Source organism: Rothia mucilaginosa (genome assembly GCF_019334805.1).
In the GTDB taxonomy this organism is placed as follows: Bacteria; Actinomycetota; Actinomycetes; order Actinomycetales; family Micrococcaceae; genus Rothia; species Rothia mucilaginosa_C.
Window position 1 is genome coordinate 204969 of record NZ_CP079822.1, and the last position, 18998, is coordinate 223966.

Consider the following 18998-nt stretch of genomic DNA (forward strand, 5'->3'; position numbering starts at 1 on the left):
TCATGACTGAAAACAACACACAGCACGCACCCGTCCGCGCGGCAGCACCCACCACCCTCAGCGCAGAAGAAATCAAGGCGCAGCTGACCGACAGCGGAATCCCCGAACACCTGCACCCCTACTTCCCCCGCGGCCTGGGCGAACTCATCCCCGCCATGGGCATTAAATTCCAGGAACTCACCGCAGAACGCACCGTCGCAACCATGCCCGTCGCCGGTAACACCCAGCCCATCGGCCTGCTGCACGGCGGCGCCAACGTGGTCCTTGCCGAAACCCTCGGCTCCCTCTCCGCGGGTGTGCACGGCGGCGAAAACCTCGTAGCAGTCGGCGTGGACATCAACGCAACCCACGTGCGCCCGGCAGTCTCCGGTCTGGTCACCGCAACCTGCACCGCCGTCAAGCTCGGACGCACCCTGTGCATCCACTCCATCGACATTGTGGATGAGCGCGGCCGCACCACCTGCACGGCGCGCATCACCAACATGCTGATCCCCCGCCCCGCTGCATAAACTCCCACTGCATAAGCATCCACTGCCTAATACCCCGCAGCATAAGACCCTACAGCCTACGCAAGTAGCCTAAAATCGTAGAAGCACGGGGTACACAGCCCCCAACACCCACCAGAAGGTACGACCAGAAGGAGCACCATGGCCCGCGAGCGCACCCCCTATTTCAAGCGTTACCCGAAGATTGTGCGCGCCAAGCGCATTGTCCTGCCCATCGCAATCGGTGTGATGCTGGTGTGCCTGGTGACCGCCATCAATAACCCCGGTAGCTTCTGGTGGCTGGGCGTGATGCTCGGTACTGGCGGTATGCTCTGGGCGGGTTCCCCCACGGACCGTCCCATTAGCGGCCCCAACAATGACGAAGACGATTTCAACCGCTACATGCGCTAAGACCGCCTGACGCTGCAGCTCTTGCAGCGTTGGGTTGCCCGCGGCACCGGCTTAGAAACGCTCCGGGCTTAGAAACGCTCCGACTGCCCCGGCAGGATGTGAGCTTCAGAGGTTAAACATTAACGCCCCGTCCCTCAGCTTCACTGTGAGGGATGGGGCGTTAGCGTGTCATGAAAAGGTGCTGGCCAGATGCTGACCGGCTGAAGGTGCGTACGGGCGAATCCTAGTCTTCGTCGTAGCGTGCGTTCGTACCTGTACCGTTTGTACTGTGTACGTCTTTAGGAGAGCTGCTTGATGATGGTGTCGGAAACTTCACGCATGGACAGGCGGCGGTCCATGGAGGTCTTCTGAATCCAGCGGAATGCTTCCGGCTCGGTCAGGTTCATCTTGGTGATGAGTAGCGACTTTGCGCGGTCAACCAGCTTGCGGGTCTCGAACTGGTCGCGGATGGTGCCAACTTCCTTCTCGAGAGCGCGAATCTGCTCGTAGCGGCTGATTGCTACCTCGATTGCGGGGACCAGATCGTTCGGGGAGAACGGCTTGACGACGTACGCCATAGCGCCTGCCTCAACGGCACGGTCGACGAGTTCCTTCTGGCTGAATGCGGTCAGCAGAACGACGGGAGCGATCTGCTCCTTCGCGATTTCTTCAGCTGCGGTGATGCCGTCCATGATCGGCATCTTCACGTCCATGAGGACGAGGTCGGGGCGGTGCTTCTGCGCTAGCTCGACGGCGGTCTTGCCGTTATCGGTTTCTGCAACGACATCGAAACCCTGGTCCTTCAGAATTTCGACGATGTCGAGGCGAATCAGTGCCTCGTCTTCTGCCACGACGACGGTGCGGGCGGGACCCTGCTCCTCCGCCTGGTTTTGAGTGGTCAGCTCTGACATTACTCTTCTCCTTATCAAATTGAATCACTTAAAGTCTACAGGAGGGAATAAATGTTCATCTACTTTCTCGCCTCGTCCCTCGCGTGTTATATGCGTCCTATGTGCAGGTGGGAGGAGTTTTCTGACGTTATTTTGTGACCCTCCATCAGATTTTGCATATTAATGCACATTTTTGTTCTATACTGCTCATGACTGTGAAAACAAAACCGCACAATGCAGAGGTCACGCGGCGAAATTCACACCTAAAACATGGACCCGAAAATGACTCTGACATGCACTAACACCCCCTCGGGTTAGACACAAAAGTAATAAACAAAATATTTATATCGAAACCCCATCACGCGCCGCAGAAGGCCGATACACTGAAATAGGTATTCTCCTCGACTTCTCCGGCACTCACATTTGACCACCCATACTCGATACCCGGAGGGGATTCATGTCAATCACCCGTCAAGCACGCACCCTGTACTCAGACTTCGTCGAGTACAAGGAACTCGATCGCGCCCCGCTGACTTCCATTCACCCCGGAATTCTCATCGCCTTCGACTCCACCGCGCTTGCAAGCCTCTACAACTACCCAACCCACATCAGCGACGAAATCCTCCGCGTCTACTCGCAGCTGCGCGGACACGCTTTCCTCCCCCACCAGGCACTCAAAGAATTCTGGGCAGCACTCGACGGCGCCTCCCCCGTACCCGCCGCCGCAGACCGCGTCCGCTCAGCGCTCGCATCCTTCAAAGAAACCCTGCCCGAAGAACGCAACTCCCCCTGGAGCGCACTGCGTTCAGTCACGCACCAGCTGGACCACTCCATCGCGCAGATCATGAAGATCCTTGAACCCACCACCGACACCGGATCCATCAACATGGCACGCCGCGAAGACGACACGATCCTGCCGCGACTGAACCGCATCTTCACCGGCCACGTGGGTGCGGCACCCAGCCCCGAACGCCACGAACAGCAGTGCCGCGAAGCCCTCGCACAGGGTCACCCGCTACTCGCTAATGCCAGCTTTGACGCCGACTTCGCGCTCTGGAACCAGTGCGTTACCGAAGCAACCACCCGTGTGAAGGGCACCGACTGCGTCTTCGTCACCGGCGGTGTGCGCGACACCTGGCTACGCAACGGTCAGCAGGTACGCGCCGCATCGGGCGGCGAACCCGTACGTCAGCTCGCGAACCGTCAGCTACTGCGTGAATACGCTAAGGCAACCGGAGGCGGCGTATTCCGCATCTACACGGTTGAGGAGATTCTGCGGCTCGCCTCCGAGCAGTACGGTGTGACCGTCAGCGACGCTACCTATAATGCGATTCGCGCGGAACAGCCCGTAGCTGTGTAAATCGCCGTGCACAGTCACCGTTGAGAATAATCCCACCACACTCACCACAATTAACGCTAAGAAGCCACATGTGTTTGATGCACATGTGGCTTCTTAGCGTCTGGGAAGCTACCAGACATCCTTTGTTGCTCTATCCTTCGCGGCTGGCGCGGTACAGCTCAGCGGCGCGCTCCTCCGAAGACTCATCATCACCGAGGAGCAGGTAGCACAGGTACAGAGTGAAGGCGGCGCGGCGGTCGGCGGCGAGCGCCTCCGCGTCATCACCCTCAGGGGTGCTGAAAACGATAACGTCATGCGCCTGAGGCAGGGCGGCGATCAAGTGCGCGGCGGTTTCGTAGCCGTCCTGGTTGCCGGGCAGGGTGACGTGGTGCGGCTCCTGGTTCTTGTCAGCAGCGCCGGATTCCGCTCGGGCAGCCTGGAAGTTAGCCTTGAGGACGTCCTCAATACGGCTCATCAGCTCAGCATCGGGCAGGGTGAGGTCATCCGCATCGAACGCAACGTGGATGCCGTTCAGAGTCTCGTAGGGGTGCTCACCCGCGTAGTATCCGGCGGCAAGAACGTAGCCGGTGAGTAGCTGCGCCTCGGCGGCGGTGAAGGTGCCGCGCGCCTCACGCAGGGCGGGCAGCAGAAGCTCGGCCAGGAGCGGGTGCAGGGACTCGGGGGCGTTCGCGATAGCCTCCTGCAGGGACTCTTCCGCCTCCGCGGTGGGCTCGGCGTTGAGCAGGGTCAGGAAAGCCTCATCGGTGCCCTCCCAGTAGCGGGCAATCAGCACAAGGGTTGCAACGAGTGCGAGAAGTTCACGGTAGTCGCCGGAACGGTCAGCGGCGAAAGTGTTAGCAACAACGCGGGCGAGCATGCGCGCGGCAATGTTCTCGAGGATGTACTCGTCGTAGGCGTTATCGCCGGGCCAGTTTGCGGGGTCGGGAAGGTAGGTTTCGTCCAGGTATCGCAGCACGGGTTCGAGGGGCGCGGGAGCATCCGCCGCGAGTTCGGGGCAGCACTGCTCAACCCAGCTGTTCACGGTAGCCTCGTCAGCGATACCGGTAGCCTCAGCGAGCTGGACGCGCGAGAGGCTGTACGGTGCAACGAGTGCGGCGAGGTCGTCGCCCGCGCCGTTGGAACGGTAGGTGGGCTGGTAGTTGGGGTCGGGAAGAGTTCCGGGGAGGTGGGTGGCTGCCATGGTAGCTCCTTCGCTGAGGTTCGGGGTGAATTGGGCTGTATGGTGTGCGATGCTCGGGACCGCCTGAGGGGTCGGCACTTTTTCTCGCTACGCATCTTCTAGTTTCAGAATATCCCAGAGCCCCGCATCGTGTGCTGCCCGTCGTCATTACCCCTGTATTAACCGCGAAAAGCCACATATGTTCACAACACATGTGGCTTCTCGGCGGAATATGAGGATGTTAGTCCAGCAACGCGTCCACGAATGCTTCCGGGTCGAACGGCGCCAGGTCGTCCGGGCCTTCACCCAGGCCGATGAGCTTGACGGGAACGCCGAGCTCCTCCTGGATAGCGACCACGATGCCGCCCTTTGCGGTGCCGTCAAGCTTGGTCAGCACGATACCGGTGACGTCCACGATATCGCCGAAGACCTTCGCCTGAACCATACCGTTCTGGCCGGTGGTCGCGTCAATCACGAGCAGAACCTCGGTGACCGGCGCTTCCTTCTCGATAACGCGCTTAATCTTGCCGAGCTGATCCATCAGACCGGACTTGTTCTGCAGGCGGCCCGCGGTGTCCACGAGCACGGTGTCGACGCCCTGCTCCTTGCCAGCCTTCACTGCATCAAACGCGACGGATGCGGGGTCGGCGCCTTCCTTCTCGGAACGCACAGTCTTCACGCCCACGCGGTCACCCCAGGTGGTCAGCTGCTCAGAGGCGGCCGCACGGAACGTATCCGCGGCACCCAGGAGCAGGGTCTGACCGTCAGCGACCATCACGCGGGCAATCTTGCCGACGGTCGTGGTCTTACCGACGCCGTTCACGCCAACGACCAGCACCACGCCGGGGTTGCCGTCACTGCCGGCGGTCTTCAGCTCGCGGTCCATGTCGGGGCGAACAATCTTCACGAGCTCTTCGCGGAGCATCTTCTTCACGGCGGCGGGGTTGCTCGTACCCTCAACGCGCACGCGCTGCTGCAGCGCCTCCACCAGGCGGGTGGTCGGCTCAGAACCGAGGTCAGCCAGCAGCAGGGTTTCCTCAACCTCATCCCAGACGTCCTGGTCGATGCGGTCGCGGGAGAGCAGAGCCAGCAGGCCCTTGCCGAGCATGTTGTTGGAGCGTGCCAGGCGGGCACGCAGGCGCACCAGGCGACCCGCGGACGGGTCGGGCATATCAAGTTCAATAGCGCGAGGTGCCGAGCTTTCGGGTTCTTCCACCGATCCGCCGGAGGCTTCTGCCGCCTCCTGACGCAAAGACTGCAGGTTCGCGGTCTTCTTGGGTCGGCGCAGAACGGCGAAAAGTACACCGGCGATCACCAGTACACCCAGCACGATTGCGCAGATTATCATCATCGTTTCATTCACACTACTAGCTTACCGGTTTGGGCGGTTTGGCTGGTCGAGATGACGCGCATGCCCGGCTGTCGGCGGAGTAGACTGGACACTGTTAAGTTTTTTAGCCGAACACATGATGGGCAGTTGCGGGTGGGGCCCGCAACTGCCGCACGGCACCGCACTATTTCGAGGATGAATATGAGGAACCCTGCCAAAACACCGCCTGTTTTTGACCCGCGCACAATTGACCCGAACCGTGTGCCGACCGGTTTGAAGGTTCTGATTGCTGCGTCGTTCATGATTGCGGTGGGTTTTGGTTTGGTGGCGCCGGTGCTGCCGAACTATGCGCAAAATTTTAATGCCACGGTCACTATGGCGACGATGGTGGTTTCTGCGTTGGCGATTACGCGCCTGATTTTTGCGCCGTCAGCGGGTCAGATGATTACCCGTTGGGGTGAGCGTCCGGTGTACACGATTGGCATGCTGATTGTGTCGGTGACGTCGTTTATGATTGCGTTCGCCTGGGATTATTGGGTGCTGCTGGCTTCGCGTGCGGTGGCGGGTATCGGCTCGGTCATGTTCACTGTCTCTGCGATGGGTCTGCTGGTGCGCCTGTCCCCGGCGCATATGCGCGGCCGTATTTCGGGCTATTATGCGACGGCGTTCCTGCTGGGTAACCTGCTGGGCCCGGTGATTGCGAGCGCGTTGGCGCCCTTTGGTATGCGTGCGCCGTTCATTGTGTATGGTTTTTCGTTGCTGGCGGCGGGCCTGATTGTGTGGTTCTTGATGCCTTCGCAGGCGGCGCTGGAGGCGGAGCGCGACGCGATTATGGAGGCGGCGGCACTGGCTGAAGGCAAGGGTACCGGGGTGTTGCCGTCGGCGGCGCCTTCGCCCGCTGGTGCATCCGGTCAGGGGGCTAAGCCTGGGTCTTCTTCGGGTAAGAGCGATCTTCCTGCGATGACGGTTCGTGACGCGTTGAAGTTCTCGAATTACCGTTCTGCGCTGGTTTCGAATTGGGCGATTGGCTGGTCGGTGTTTGGTGTGCAGTCGTCGATTATTCCGTTGGCGGCGGCGTATTTGGCGACCGGTGGTGACATGTCGGATCCGGTGGCGGCTACGTTATTGGCTTCTTTGGCGATGGCGACAAACTCGTTTGGTAATGCGTTGACACAGACGTTCTCGGGTCGTTTTTCGGATCGTTTTGGTCGCCGTGTGATGGCGTTTTCGGGTCTGCTGTTGGCGGGTTCTGCGGTGACGTTTATGGGTTTCGCGCCGGTGGCGTGGGTGTTTGTGTCGTTGACGGCGTGCTTGGGTATTGGTGCGGCGTTTATGGGCCCGTCGATTCAGGCTGCGGTGTCTGATGTGATTGGTACTCGCCGCAGTGGTGGTCAGGTGTTGGCGGTGTATCAGATGTGTAGTGATTTCGGTATGATTTTGGGCCCGCTGGTAGCTGGTTTGATTGCGGATGCGTGGGGCTTTGTTCCGGCGTTCATTATCAGTGGTTTGTTGTTGGTGGCGGCGGCGTTTACGTGGGCGCCGTTCCGGAAGGCGCGCTGGCCGAAGGATATTGCGGACGCGGACTATACGGGCCGCTAGAAGCTCTCTAATAGGTGAAAAGCCGGTGCCCGGTTCCTGTGATGTGACAGGAACCGGACACCGGCTTTATGTGTATGTATCAGGTCTTTATCCGGGAAGTAGATAAAAAATCCGACAGGACAAATAACCCCAGAATCAGGTGAGCTGACCCGAGAAGCTAACCACCTACCAACCTCATATACCCCTATCCCAGACCGAGGCGAGCTAACCCGAGAAGGCAACTATCTACCAACCCCTTTATATCCTTCCCCGAGGGGTAGGCGACCTAGAGGGCGTACCGGACACGCGAAGCGGGGGCTCCGTCCTCGAAGCGCCCCCAGGCGCTGAAGAGGGGGCACTCCCCCGCTTCGCGTGTTTTGGTCGCTATCTCTTAGCAACCCCTATCGGGTCACCGGCACCTTGGAGAATTCACGCACGGTACCTTCGGGGTCGCCGGAGCGTACCAGCGCTTCACCGATGAGCACAGCATCGGCACCGGCACCAGCGTAGGCGCGCACGTCCTCAATGCTGGCGACACCGGACTCAGCAACCTTGATGACGGAGTTGGGCAGGTGCGCGGCGAGGGATGCGTAGTGCTCGTTATTGACCTCAAGGGTCTTGAGGTTGCGCACGTTGATGCCAACGATTTTGGCGCCGATGCGCTGGGCGACCTCAATCTCTTCGGGGGTGTGGGTCTCGACCAGAGCGTTCATGCCGAGCGACTCGGTGAGTTCCAGGAACTCGCGCAGGGTCTTCTCGTCGAGGGCCGCGACGATCAGCAGGACCAGGTCGGCGCCGTGTGCGCGTGCCTCCCAGATCTGGTATTCGTCAACGGTGAAGTCCTTACGCAGCACGGGGATGTTCACAGAGGCGCGCACAGCGTCCAGGTCGGCGAGGGAGCCGTTGAAGCGGCGCTGTTCGGTGAGTACGGAGATCGCTGCGGCGCCGCCTGCCTCGTAGCGGGCGGCGAGCGCGGCGGGGTCGGGGATTTCGCCGAGCGCACCCTTGGACGGTGAGGAGCGCTTCACCTCAGAAATAATGCGTGCGGTCGTGCCGTTGCCGCCGCCGGGTACTTCACCGCGTAGGGAGGCGAGCGCGTCGCGGGCGGGTGCGGTTGCGAGGGCGCGCTTCTTCATTTCTTCGAGGGGAACCTGCTGTACGCGGGCGGCGAGGTCTTCGCGGACGCCGACGATGATCTCGTCGAGAACGGTGCTCATGGTGTCTCCTTGGGTTACTTGGTGGCGTTGACGGCTGCGTCTGCGTCCAGGGGTGCCAGGCCGGAGGCGGTCAGCACAGCGCGCAGCGGGGCGGCGGACTTGTTGACGGTTTCGAGGGTTTCGGAGTCCGGGTTGGAGTCCATGACGAGGCCCGCACCTGCCTGTACGTAGGCGGTGCCTTCCTTGAGTACGGCGGTGCGGATGGCGATTGCCATGTCCATGTTGCCGGCGAAGTCGAAGTAGCCGCATACGCCGCCGTAGACGCCGCGGCGGGTGGGTTCGTATTCGTCGATGAGCTGCATGGCGCGCGGCTTGGGGGCACCGGAGAGGGTGCCTGCCGGGAAGGCGACGCGCAGCACGTCGTAGGCGCTGAACTGCGGGTCGAGTTCGGCGCTGACGGCGGAGGAAATGTGCATGATGTGGCTGAATCGCTCAATAATCATGAACTGGTCGACGGATACGGTTCCGGGCTTGGCGATGCGCGAGAGGTCGTTGCGTGCCAGGTCGACGAGCATGAGGTGTTCGGAGCGTTCCTTCTGGTCGGCGAGCAGTTCCTCGGCGAGTGCGAGGTCTTCTTCGCGGGTTGCGCCGCGCGGGCGGGAACCGGCGATGGGGTGGGTGCTGGCGATGCCGTCCTTGAGGGTGACGAGCGCCTCCGGGGAGGAGCCGACGATGTGGAAGGGGGTGCCGTTGCTGTCTTCAAAGTTGAAGAGGTACATGTACGGCGAGGGGTTGGACTGGCGCAGTACACGGTACACGTCGAGTGCCTTGGCGTTGGTTTCGGCTTCGAATCGGCGTGAGAGCACGATCTGGAAGACGTCGCCGTCGATGATGTTCTTCTTGGAGCGGTCGATGGCGTCCTTGAAGCCCTGTTCGCTCCAGGTGAGGGTGACGTCTTCGCGGACCTTACGGTCAACGTCTGCCACGCCGGAGAGAGTGGAGGTGGTTGCGGTGGCGCCGCGCTGCAGGCGGCGGAGCATGCTGTGCAGGCGTGCGATGGCGTCTTCGTAGGCGCCGTCAACGTTTTCGCTGGTGCCGTTGAAGTTGATGGCGTTGGCGACGAGCAGGACGGTGCCGTCCTTGTTGTCGTGAATTGCCATGTCGGAGACCATGTTGAGCGCGAATTCGGGCAGGTTCACGTCATCGGCGGGCGGGAACGGCAGGTGCTCCCAGTGGCGCACGACGTCCCAGCCGAGGTAGCCAACCAGGCCGGAGGTGAGCGGCGGCAGGGTCGGGTCGGGTTCGGTGTAGAGCATCTGCAGGGTCTTTGCGATGGCTTCTACGGGGTCGCCGTCGACGGGTGCGCCGGCGGGGGTGCGGCCCTGCCAGTGGACTGCGCCGTCAACGGTGGTGAGGGTGGAGCGGGAGGACGCGCCAATGAAGGAGTAGCGGTCCCAGGCTGCGGATTCGCCTTCTGCGGAGATTTTGGCGGATTCGAGCAGGAAGGTGCCGTGGGGTGCGTCGACGGGTTCGCCCTGGTCGTTTTGGAGTACGAGGGATCGGTAGATGCCGATGGGGGTGAGTGAGTCGGCGAGGATTTTGATGTGTACGGGAATGACGCGGGTGCCGGCTGCGCGGGCGCGGAATTCTTCGAGGCTGGGGGTGATGGTGCCCAAATCCTGCATTGCTGTACTCCTTGGTGTTGGTTTGGGAGCGCGTCGGTGCGCTGTGTCCCTTAGCTGCTGCGCGGGGTTTTTACCGGTACATGGGGTTTTACCGGTACATGGGGTACCGGGACATATGTTCCGGTGTGTATCTCTCTGGCGCATACTTGCCAGATCCATAGACGCCCGATCATGCCTGATAAGGCCCGGTAAGCCCTTTAAAGCCCGGTAAGCCCTGCGCGCGGGTTGTTTCAGTTTAACCGGTGCTGCGGCCCAGTTCCACGGTGAAGATTCAATAGTTCTCTTCGTGAAACTGAGCCGCGTACCGTTCAGCCGTGTTAGTTGCTGAACTGCTTGAGGGTTGCTGCGGTCTGCAGTGCCGCTGCGGTCGCCTCGTAGCCCTTGTCTTCGTTAGAGCCTTCCAGGCCTGCACGGTCGAGTGCCTGCTGCTCGTTGTCGCAGGTGAGCACGCCGAAGCCGATGGGGCGGCCGGTCAGCACGGACACGTCGGTCAGGCCGTTGGTTGCGCCCTGGCAGACGTAGTCGAAGTGGGGGGTGCCGCCGCGGATGACCACGCCGAGCGCGACGATTGCGTCGAACTTCTCAGCGAGACGGGTTGCTGCGACGGGCAGCTCGAAGGTGCCGGGTACGCGCACGAGGGTCGGCTCGATGCCTGCGTCGCGTGCTGCACGCTGCGCGCCGTCGATGAGGCCGTCCATGACCTGGGTGTGCCAGCTTGCCGCTACGATTGCGAGCTTGAAGCCCTTGTAGTCTTCGGGGTTGAGGGTGGTGTCTGCTGCGCCTACGCCGCTCATTGTGTTCTCCTTGTGGGTTTTGGGTTATTGAAAAGTTTAGTTTGCAGGGGTGCCGCTACGCGCTTTTGAGCACGTGGCGCATGCGCTCACGCTTGGTCTGCAGGTAGTGTGCGTTCTCGACTCGGGCGGGAATTTCATCCGGGATGAGCTCGGTAACCTGCAGGCCGAGGCTTTCGAGCGCCTCCTGCTTGGCGGGGTTGTTGGTTACGAGCCTCAGCTCGTTCACGCCGAGTTCCTGCAGGATTAGTGCCGCCTGCGAGTAGTCGCGCATGTCGCCGTCCAGGCCGAGCGCCAGGTTCGCGTCGAGGGTGTCGAGTCCGGCATCCTGCAGCGCGTAGGCGCGGAGCTTGTTGACCAGTCCGATGCCGCGTCCTTCGTGGTTGCGCACGTAGATGAGGTACCCGCCGGTGCGGCTGAGGATGCGCAGGCCGTTCTCCAGCTGGGGGCCGCAATCGCATCGGAAGGAACCGAAAATGTCGCCGGTGGCGCATTCAGAGTGGATGCGTACCGCGGGTGCTCCCCCGTCCTCGGCGGGTACGGGGGTGCCGTCACGGTCGAGGGCGCGGGCGCTGATGTGCTCGGCGCCGTCTGCGAATCGCCAGGCGCGCAGACCGAACAGACCCTGCGGGGTGGGTACGGCGACCTCTTCGGTGCTTTCGACCAGTAGCGGGCTGGGGTTGGGCACCATGTCGAGGGGGCTGACCCGGTAGCCTTCAGCGAGCTGGGAGGCGATGCGCAGGGATTCGGCGCTGAGCTCTTCAGCCTGCGCCTCAAGCGGCTCAACCAGGGTGCCCGGCTCTGCCAAGGTGACAGCCGCGGGGGTACCCGATGCGGAAGTGCCCGGCGTTGCCTGGGTGTTAGGGGTTTCGCTCATGCGTTCTCCTACGCCTTAGCTACATACTTGATGAGGTCTTCGATAGAGATCATGGGCAGGTTGTGCTCGGTTGCGAAGGCGCGCAGTGCGTCGAAACGCATCATGGAGCCGTCGTCGTGCACGACCTCGGCGATAACGCCCACGCCGGACAGGCCCGCCGCGAGGGAGAGTTCCACTGCGGCTTCGGTGTGGCCGGGGCGTTCCGCCACGCCGCCGTCAACGGCGCGCAGCGGGAAGATGTGGCCCGGGCGAGTAATGTCAGCCGGGCTGGAGGAGGCATCCGCGAGGATCTGCACGGTGCGTGCGCGATCTGCCGCGGAGATGCCGGTGCTCACGCCGGATGCCGCATCGCAGGAGACGGTGTAGGCGGTGCCCTTGGGGTCTTCGTTGTTGGTGACCATGGGCGGCAGGTTCATCTCGTCGGCACGCTTGTTGCTCAGGGGTGCGCAGACCACGCCGGAGGTGTAGCGAATCATGAAGCCCATCAGCTCGGGGGTTGCGTGCTCGGCGGCGAAGATGATGTCGCCTTCGTTTTCGCGGTCTTCATCGTCGACGACGACCACGGCGCGACCTGCGGCGATAGCGTCCACTGCGGTCTGCACGCTGTCGAGGACGCTTGCGACGTCGGCGCGACGCGGTGCAACCTGCTCGGAGGAAGAATCCTGGGGCACGCCTGCGAACGCGGTCAGACGCTGCACATACTTAGCGAGCGCATCGGTCTCAAGGTTCACGCTGTCGCCAACCTTGAGCGCGCCAAGGTTGGTTGCCTTCAGGGTTTCGGGAATCAGGCCGACCTCGAACCATGCGGGGGTTTCGCCGGGCTCAGATACCGCGGTGACGGTCAGGGACACGCCAGAAACCGCGATGGAGCCCTTCTCAGCGAGCAGGGGTGCCAGTTCGGTGGGCAGGTTGAAGCGCAGGGTGCTCCACGCCTCGTGCGCGGTGACGGATGCGAGGGTGCCAACCGCATCCACGTGACCCTGCACGACGTGACCGTCGAGGCGGCCACCGGCGGGCAGGCAGCGCTCCAGGTTGACGGTGTCGCCGGGGTTCAGGTTGCCGAGGTTGGTGCGGCGCAGAGTCTCACCCATCGCGTAGGCGCGGAACTGGCCGGGCTGCAGCTGGTCGAGGTCGATAGCGGTGAGGCATACACCGTTGACGGCGAGGGACCCACCGTGTTCGAGGTCGGCGACAATGTCACCGGCGTTGAGGGTCAGGTAGGCTGCGTCGCTACCTTCGATGGGGGTGATGGATTCTACGGTGCCGAGGGCGCCAATGATTCCGGTAAACATGTGTGCTTTCCTTTTCTCGCCGTGTCCGCCGGGGCGTCGTCGTTGAGGGCGACGGGCGGCGATGGTTTGTTCGTCGGTATAACTATACGTATTTTTCGAATATTCCCCGTGACGGGGAGGTTTTGTGCCAGCATGCGAACCAGCCGGCATGAACCAGCCGGCACAAACTAGCCGGGCGCCGGCGGGGGTTCCTTGAGGTGCTACTCCCCCGCCCGCGCTCAACCCAGGCGGATGCTAGTCCAGCCGCGACTAGTCCAGCCTCGGTTCGGGCACGTGGCAGGCGTCCAGCTTCGGCAGGGTACGCCGCTGCCCAGGGTCCTGCGCCGTTCCGCGAGGTGCCGGCACCAGGTGCGTTGCGGTGTCATTGCCGAGCACGCGCACTGCCGGGAACATGCCCAGGTCGTCCAGTTGCAGGCGCGGCGCCTGCGCGAGGGTGTCCACGAGCAGACTGTACACGGCGCTCTTGCCCTGCCCCATAATCATGGGGGCGCGGTACCAGACCATCTCATCGATGAGGTCTTCACCGGCGAAGAGGCCGACCATGCCGGGGCCGCCCTCAATCATGAGGTGGCGCACCCCGCGGGCGTACAGCTCGTCGAGCAGTTCACGCGGGTCGTGGGTGAAGACCTGCAGGAAGTTCTGCGGGTCCGCCTCCACACCTTCGGGCGGATTGAGGCCGCGCACGCGGTAGTTCTCGGTAATCTTGGTCTTGCCCATGACCACGCGCAGCGGCTGCTTCTCGAAGCGTTCCCCGTTGGCGTCGCGCGCGTCCAGGGTCGGGTCGTCCATGAGGGTGGTTCGGGTGCCAATCATGACGGCGTCGGCGCGGTGACGAATCAGGTGCCCGTCAATGCGCGCGGCGGGGCCGGTAATCCACTTGCTCGTGCCGTCAGCTGCCGCAATGAACCCGTCCAGGGTGGACGCACTCTTTGCGGTGATGAAGGGGCGGCGTTCGGCGGCGGCAATGAACCAGCGCTCGTTCAGCAGGTAGGAGGCGTTCGCGAACTCCTCCATGGCGTGCACGGTGACGCCCTGCGAGCGCAGGTAGGCGGCGCCTCCGGCTGCGTTTTCGGTGTCGTCGCTGTAGGCGTAGTAGAGTTCGCTGATGCCCGCTTCGGCGACGGCGTGGGAGCAGGGGCCGGTGCGTCCGGTGTGGTTGCAGGGCTCGAGGCTCACGTACATGCGGGCGCCGGTGAGGTCGGTTCCCGCGGCACGGGCGGCGGCGAGGGCGTCGGCTTCGGCGTGCGGGGTACCTGCACCTCGGTGGTAGCCCACGTGCAACAGGTGCCCGTGTCTGTCGGTAATAACGGCGCCGACGAGGGGGTTCGCGCCGCGGATGCCCTGGCGTGCCGCCTGCAGTGCCAGGGTCATGGCGTCTGCGTGGCTGAGCGTCTGCTCGAGGTTGGGTAGCTGGAGGGTGCGTGCGGCGGGTAGCCCGGCGAGGTGCCCGTACTCCGCGGCGGAGTAGTCCGCCTCGTTGTGCGGAAGGGACACGCTCGGGGCAACGGTTGCGGGCAGGTGCGCGCTCGCCAGCACCTGCAGCGAGGGGTTCTGCGGCATCTTAGGCACGACCCTTCTGTAGGTCAGTTACTTCAACGGTCACGTCGGGGAACTGGGTCTGCACCCGAGTCTTCTGCGCCTCCAGGTTGCGAGTGCGCCACCAAACGAAGAAACCGACCAGGGTGAAGCATCCGTAGAACACGTACATGAGGGAGGTCGCGTAGTAGCCTGCGCTCCACAGCAGCGGCACGCCGACCAGGTCGACGGCTACCCAGATGAGCCAGAATTCAACCCAGCCGCGCGCCATGCCGTAGGTGGCGAGCAGCGAGCCGGTGAAGATCCAGGCGTCGGACCAGACCGGTTCGTAGGATCCGAGTGCGCGGAAGATGGGGGTGAGCAGCAGGGTGCCTGCGACCATGGCGACGACCAGGCCTGCGCGTTCGGTGTTGGTGGCCCACTTGGGGATTACCGCGGCACCTTCGGAGGCGTCACCACCGGCTGCGCGGGTGGCACGCCAACGATGCCAGCCCCAGATGGACACTGCAATAAACATGATCTGGCGGCCTGCCTGGCCGAGCATGGTGACGGGGTGCGGGCTGCCGACGAGGGCGCCCAGGAAGACGGTGAGGAGCAGCAGGTTGCCGAGAATGCCGACGGGCCACGCCCATACTTTGCGTCGCATGCCGCCGAGCGCCGATGCCAGGCCGAATGCGTTTCCGAGAACTTCGCGCACGAGGAGGGACTGGTCCCCCACGTGAATTTGTGCGTCGAAGAGCCACCGCAAGATGTCCATTGTTTCTTTCCTCTCTGAGTTGGACCGTGTGTCGGATGCGCGGGGTGCGCATCTGCGGCGGCTCCGGGGAGAGGAACAGAACTCATCGATTCCGGGCGCATCACGGGGTGGATGCGCCGGTTCCGGTGTGTGGGCAGGATCCGCGGGACCTTCGGGATACCACGACGAAACGTCAAACACGACCCCCACCGCGTTGTACCGCCGGTGGGGTCGCAGACACCTTCGTGAGAGGCGGAACCTGCCTTTTTCTGCTCGTGCTACCTTCCATCCAGACTGTACTGTCGGCACCGGATTTTCACCGGTTCGGCCTCTCTTGCGGGCGGGCGTCTCTAGTGGAGTCTTGGCGTCCTGCGCGGATGCGAAGATTCGTACGATTTTTGCCTGCCTGCGAGAGCGGTTCGCGGGCTGTGACCGCCGGTTCGGAATTTCACCGACCCCGGAGCACGATGTCGATATTGATTATGCCACAGTGCACGCCGGGGGTTTAATTTGTTTTCTCTGGGGTAACTTCCGTGACAAGATGACGTTTTATGACTGTGCCCGCGGTGCGTCTTCAAGTCCCGCTACGCAACTCCCCGCGGTAGTCACCCACGGGGCCGCTTCGGAACCCGGTCCTTCATTTTTCGGGGACGATTTATCACGGTTTCATAACGGTGAAGAGCGCCAAACAGACCAAAGAGTTACGGGGACCTGTAGGGGGGTTACCCAGGACACATTGAACACCCGTCAATACCTTTATGACAAGGAATTATAACAATAAGGTTAAATTATTGGTTTAAGGTTTACTCCAGGGGTGATTTAAGGTTATTCTTATCTACAGGAGCTCCCATCACCGATAAACCGGTTCCGTTGAGAGCGACATGATTCGGACCATCCGAGCACTCACATCAAACCCTTAAGCTTCTGCCATTTGAAGCTGGAAAACTGGCCCGCGGACTGCATTCCCCGGATGGTTTTCACGCAGCATCTGCGCGTACTGGATTGCGCAGTATTGCGGCGCACGATGTTGATGTGCTTCACCATCGGGAGGCAACCACACCGAATTATTTCTCAACGGAACCGGCGTGGGAGCTCTTCCGAATAAACTTCCGGAAGATCGCACGGTATGCGCCTTTGTAAACCTCTATGAGGGGGGCGTTGTGCGTGTCAAACGGTCATAAGCTCCCGTTCTTCTGTCGTCGCCTACCGTGGTGCGCGATGGAGGTTACGGGAACCTTGCGGGATGGTTGATCCCGCGCGCTCTGCATTGTCTTGTGGAGTGTGGTGTGTTTGGGTGGCGTATTCGCAGTGCCGGAGCGAATACGCCACCCGTTTTTAACATCTAAAACAGGGGCACCCCAGACTGAGGCAAGCTAGCCTGAGAAGGAAACCCCGCACCAAGCCACCCATATTCCCTACCCCAAGGGATTGGCGCGTTACCTCTGAATCCCAACCACAGACCAACCCCTATATAAACCCCACCGAGGGGTAGGCGACCTAGAGGGCGTACCGGACACGCGAAGCGGGGGCTCCGTCCTCAAGGCGCCCCAGCGCCGCAGAGGGGGCACTCCCCCGCGAGCGGCGTCCGGTATGCACTTTCCAAACAACTAACCCACGGAAGCCGCACTCCCCCGCGAGCGGTGTCCGGTACAACCTCTCAAACAACTAACCCGCAAGTAAAACTTCATACGCAAACAGGGTCGCCTACGATAGACATCTATCGCAGGCGACCCTGTTTATTGCTAACCCTATAAAGGGCGTGTCGGGAATGCGTGGCGGGGGCTCCGTCCTCGAAGCGCCCCCAGGCGCTGAAGAGGGGGCACTCCCCCGCTAGCATTTCCGATGTGCCCTTTCTATGAGGCTGTCGAAGAGTTTTAGTCCTCTACGGAGCGGAATGCTACAACCGCGTTGTGGCCGCCGAAACCGAAGGAGTTCGACAGTGCCACGATCTCACCGGCGGGCAGCTCGCGCGCCTCAGTCACCACGTCCAGGTCAATCTGGGGGTCCTTGTTGTCCAGGTTGATGGTGCAGGGTGCGGTGCGGTGGTGCAGTGCCAGTACGGTGAGTACGGCTTCGAGTGCGCCCGCGCCGCCGAGCAGGTGGCCGGTCATGGACTTGGTTGCGGAGACGGCAATGTTCTTGGTGTGCTCGCCGAAGGTTTCGTGCATTGCGGTTGCTTCGGGCAAGTCACCGGCGGGGGTGCTAGTGGCGTGCGCGTTGATGTGCACGACGGTCTTCGGGTCGATGTTGCCGTCTTCGAGGGCTTCGCGCAGTGCGCGGGTTGCGCCGAGTGCTGCGGGGTCCGGTGCGGTGATGTGGTAGGAGTCGGCGGATACGCCGGTGCCTGCCAGTTCCGCGTAGACGCGTGCGCCGCGTGCCTTGGCGTGCTCTTCGGATTCGAGGATGAGTGCTGCTGCGCCTTCACCCATGACGAAGCCGTCGCGGTCGACGTCGTAGGGGCGGGATGCCTTTTCGGGCTCGTCGTTGCGGGAGGAGAGTGCCTGCATCTTGGCGAATGCAGCCATGGGAAGCGGGTGGATTGCTGCTTCGGCGCCGCCGACGATGACGACGTCAGCCTTGCCGCTACGAATCATTTCGGCACCCAGCTCCATGGCTTCGGTGGAGGATGCGCATGCGGAGACGACGGTCTGTGCTGCGGCGCGTGCCTTGAGGTTCATGGAGACGGCTGCTGCGTTGCCGTTGGGCATGAGCATCGGGACGGTCATGGGTAGGACGCGGCGGGGGCCCTTTTCGCGGAGGGTGTCCCATGCGTCGAGGAGGGTCCACACGCCGCCGATGCCGGTGCCGAAGGCTACGCCGGTGCGCTCGGGGTCGACTTCTTCTGCGGATTCGGCGTCGGGGCCGGTGAATCCTGCGTCTTCCCATGCTTCGCGTGCGGCGATGAGGGCGAGCTGGCCCGAGGGATCCAGGCGCTTTGCTTCTACCTTGGTGAGGCGGCCGGATTCGAGGGCGGGCACGGCGAGCTGGCCTGCAATGTATACGGGCAGGTCGTATTCCTTGACCCAGGGGTGGTCGAGGGTGGATACACCAGATACGCCCTTGGTTGCGTTTTCCCAGGTGGTGGGGACGTCGCCGCCAATGGGGGTGGTCGCGCCGAGGCCGGTCACCAGCACTTTTCGAGACATTGTGGCACTTTCTCTTCGGTGGTCGATTTGGTGGTTTATCCGGTGGTGTGTGGATAAAAACCTGTAGGGCCCGGGGTTTACAGTGGGCGTTTTCACGCCGTGGAGAGTGCAGTCATCGCACCCTGTGTGTTCCCGGGGTGTGTTGGGTTGAGGCTGAGTGAATAGCGATGCGGCGCGGGCCGGTGAGAGCCCGCGCCGCCTCGTTATTGGTTATAGCTTAGGCAGCGTTCGCGATGAACTCGACTGCGTCGCCAACGGTCTTGAGGTTCTGGACCTCTTCGTCCGGGATGGTCACCTCGAACTTCTCCTCAGCGTTCACGACGATGGTCATCATCGAGATGGAGTCGATGTCCAGGTCCTCGGTGAAGGACTTGTCCAGCTGAACGTCCTCAACCTCAACGCCGGTCTCTTCGTTAACGATTTCTGCCAGACCTGCGAGGATCTCTTCCTTGTTAGCCATTCAGGGGCTCCTTTGTTGTTCGATGGTCATCGCACCCGCCGGGTGGGGGTACGCGTGCATTACCGAGTTTATCGTGTCTGCGTGGTGTACGCATGCGGCAACTCGGAGTTTAGGGGATGCTTTCCC

General features: G+C 62.2%; 16 protein-coding genes and 1 riboswitch. Of the genes, 4 read left to right on the forward strand and 12 right to left on the reverse strand.

Features of this window, described 5'->3' with window-relative positions; genetic code table 11:
• Positions 1–2 precede the first annotated feature (2 nt).
• Both LPB405_RS00785 and LPB405_RS00790 read left to right on the forward strand, forming a co-directional pair.
• Positions 3–509: a PaaI family thioesterase gene (locus LPB405_RS00785; RefSeq protein WP_219101552.1), complete on the forward strand. Its 507-nt coding sequence runs from the start codon at positions 3–5 to the stop codon at positions 507–509.
• Positions 510–647: 138 nt separating this feature from the next.
• Positions 648–896 (forward strand): hypothetical protein, encoded by a 249-nt coding sequence (locus LPB405_RS00790; protein ID WP_219101554.1) that lies wholly within the window; start codon positions 648–650, stop codon positions 894–896.
• 278 nt (positions 897–1174) lie between these two features.
• On the opposite strand, the gene LPB405_RS00795 is transcribed toward LPB405_RS00790, so the two are convergent.
• Positions 1175–1786: an ANTAR domain-containing response regulator gene (locus LPB405_RS00795; protein WP_005509159.1), complete on the reverse strand. Its 612-nt coding sequence runs from the start codon at positions 1784–1786 to the stop codon at positions 1175–1177.
• A 436-nt stretch (positions 1787–2222) separates the two neighbouring features.
• Here LPB405_RS00795 and LPB405_RS00800 point away from each other — a divergent pair, with 436 nt between their 5' ends.
• Positions 2223–3125, forward strand: coding sequence for a PIN-like domain-containing protein (locus LPB405_RS00800; protein ID WP_070543078.1), 903 nt, complete (start codon positions 2223–2225; stop codon positions 3123–3125).
• 130 nt (positions 3126–3255) lie between these two features.
• On the opposite strand, the gene LPB405_RS00805 is transcribed toward LPB405_RS00800, so the two are convergent.
• A complete protein-coding gene (locus LPB405_RS00805) occupies positions 3256–4305 on the reverse strand; it encodes a glycosyltransferase (protein WP_219101556.1) in 1050 nt (349 codons plus the stop codon).
• Between the two features lie 220 nt (positions 4306–4525).
• The gene (gene ftsY, locus LPB405_RS00810; protein WP_219101558.1) at positions 4526–5635 is read right to left on the reverse strand and encodes a signal recognition particle-docking protein FtsY; all 1110 of its coding nucleotides are present in this window, start codon (positions 5633–5635) and stop codon (positions 4526–4528) included.
• 180 nt (positions 5636–5815) lie between these two features.
• On the opposite strand from ftsY, the gene LPB405_RS00815 reads away from it, so the two are divergent.
• Complete coding sequence (locus LPB405_RS00815; RefSeq protein WP_219101560.1) at positions 5816–7213, forward strand: MFS transporter; 1398 nt, start codon at positions 5816–5818, stop codon at positions 7211–7213.
• Positions 7214–7593: 380 nt separating this feature from the next.
• Here the strand turns inward: LPB405_RS00815 and trpC are convergent, their stop codons facing one another.
• The 9 genes from trpC to LPB405_RS00860 all read right to left on the reverse strand — a co-directional run bounded on the left by trpC (position 7594) and on the right by LPB405_RS00860 (position 18872).
• Positions 7594–8409: an indole-3-glycerol phosphate synthase TrpC gene (gene trpC, locus LPB405_RS00820; protein WP_102033834.1), complete on the reverse strand. Its 816-nt coding sequence runs from the start codon at positions 8407–8409 to the stop codon at positions 7594–7596.
• Between the two features lie 14 nt (positions 8410–8423).
• Positions 8424–10034, reverse strand: a complete 1611-nt coding sequence (locus LPB405_RS00825) for an anthranilate synthase component I (protein WP_219101562.1) — start codon at positions 10032–10034, stop codon at positions 8424–8426.
• A gap of 317 nt (positions 10035–10351) precedes the next feature.
• Positions 10352–10828 (reverse strand): 6,7-dimethyl-8-ribityllumazine synthase, encoded by a 477-nt coding sequence (ribH, locus tag LPB405_RS00830; protein ID WP_005506244.1) that lies wholly within the window; start codon positions 10826–10828, stop codon positions 10352–10354.
• Positions 10829–10883: 55 nt separating this feature from the next.
• Positions 10884–11702, reverse strand: a complete 819-nt coding sequence (locus LPB405_RS00835; protein WP_219101564.1) for a GTP cyclohydrolase II — start codon at positions 11700–11702, stop codon at positions 10884–10886.
• Between the two features lie 8 nt (positions 11703–11710).
• Positions 11711–12994 carry a 3,4-dihydroxy-2-butanone-4-phosphate synthase gene (gene ribB, locus LPB405_RS00840; protein ID WP_219101566.1) on the reverse strand — a complete coding sequence of 428 codons (1284 nt, stop codon included), beginning with the start codon at positions 12992–12994 and terminating at the stop codon, positions 11711–11713.
• Positions 12995–13243: 249 nt separating this feature from the next.
• Positions 13244–14554: a bifunctional diaminohydroxyphosphoribosylaminopyrimidine deaminase/5-amino-6-(5-phosphoribosylamino)uracil reductase RibD gene (gene ribD / locus LPB405_RS00845; protein WP_219102027.1), complete on the reverse strand. Its 1311-nt coding sequence runs from the start codon at positions 14552–14554 to the stop codon at positions 13244–13246.
• A 1-nt stretch (position 14555) separates the two neighbouring features.
• Positions 14556–15287, reverse strand: a complete 732-nt coding sequence (gene pnuC / locus LPB405_RS00850) for a nicotinamide riboside transporter PnuC (RefSeq protein ID WP_219101568.1) — start codon at positions 15285–15287, stop codon at positions 14556–14558.
• A 250-nt stretch (positions 15288–15537) separates the two neighbouring features.
• Positions 15538–15736, reverse strand: a riboswitch (FMN riboswitch).
• Positions 15737–17140: 1404 nt separating this feature from the next.
• On the reverse strand, positions 17141–18412 hold the full coding sequence (gene fabF, locus LPB405_RS00855; protein ID WP_219101570.1) for a beta-ketoacyl-ACP synthase II: 1272 nt from the start codon (positions 18410–18412) through the stop codon (positions 17141–17143).
• Between the two features lie 217 nt (positions 18413–18629).
• Entirely contained in the window at positions 18630–18872 is a 243-nt protein-coding gene (locus LPB405_RS00860) for an acyl carrier protein (RefSeq protein ID WP_005506250.1), read from the reverse strand.
• Positions 18873–18998 lie beyond the last annotated feature (126 nt).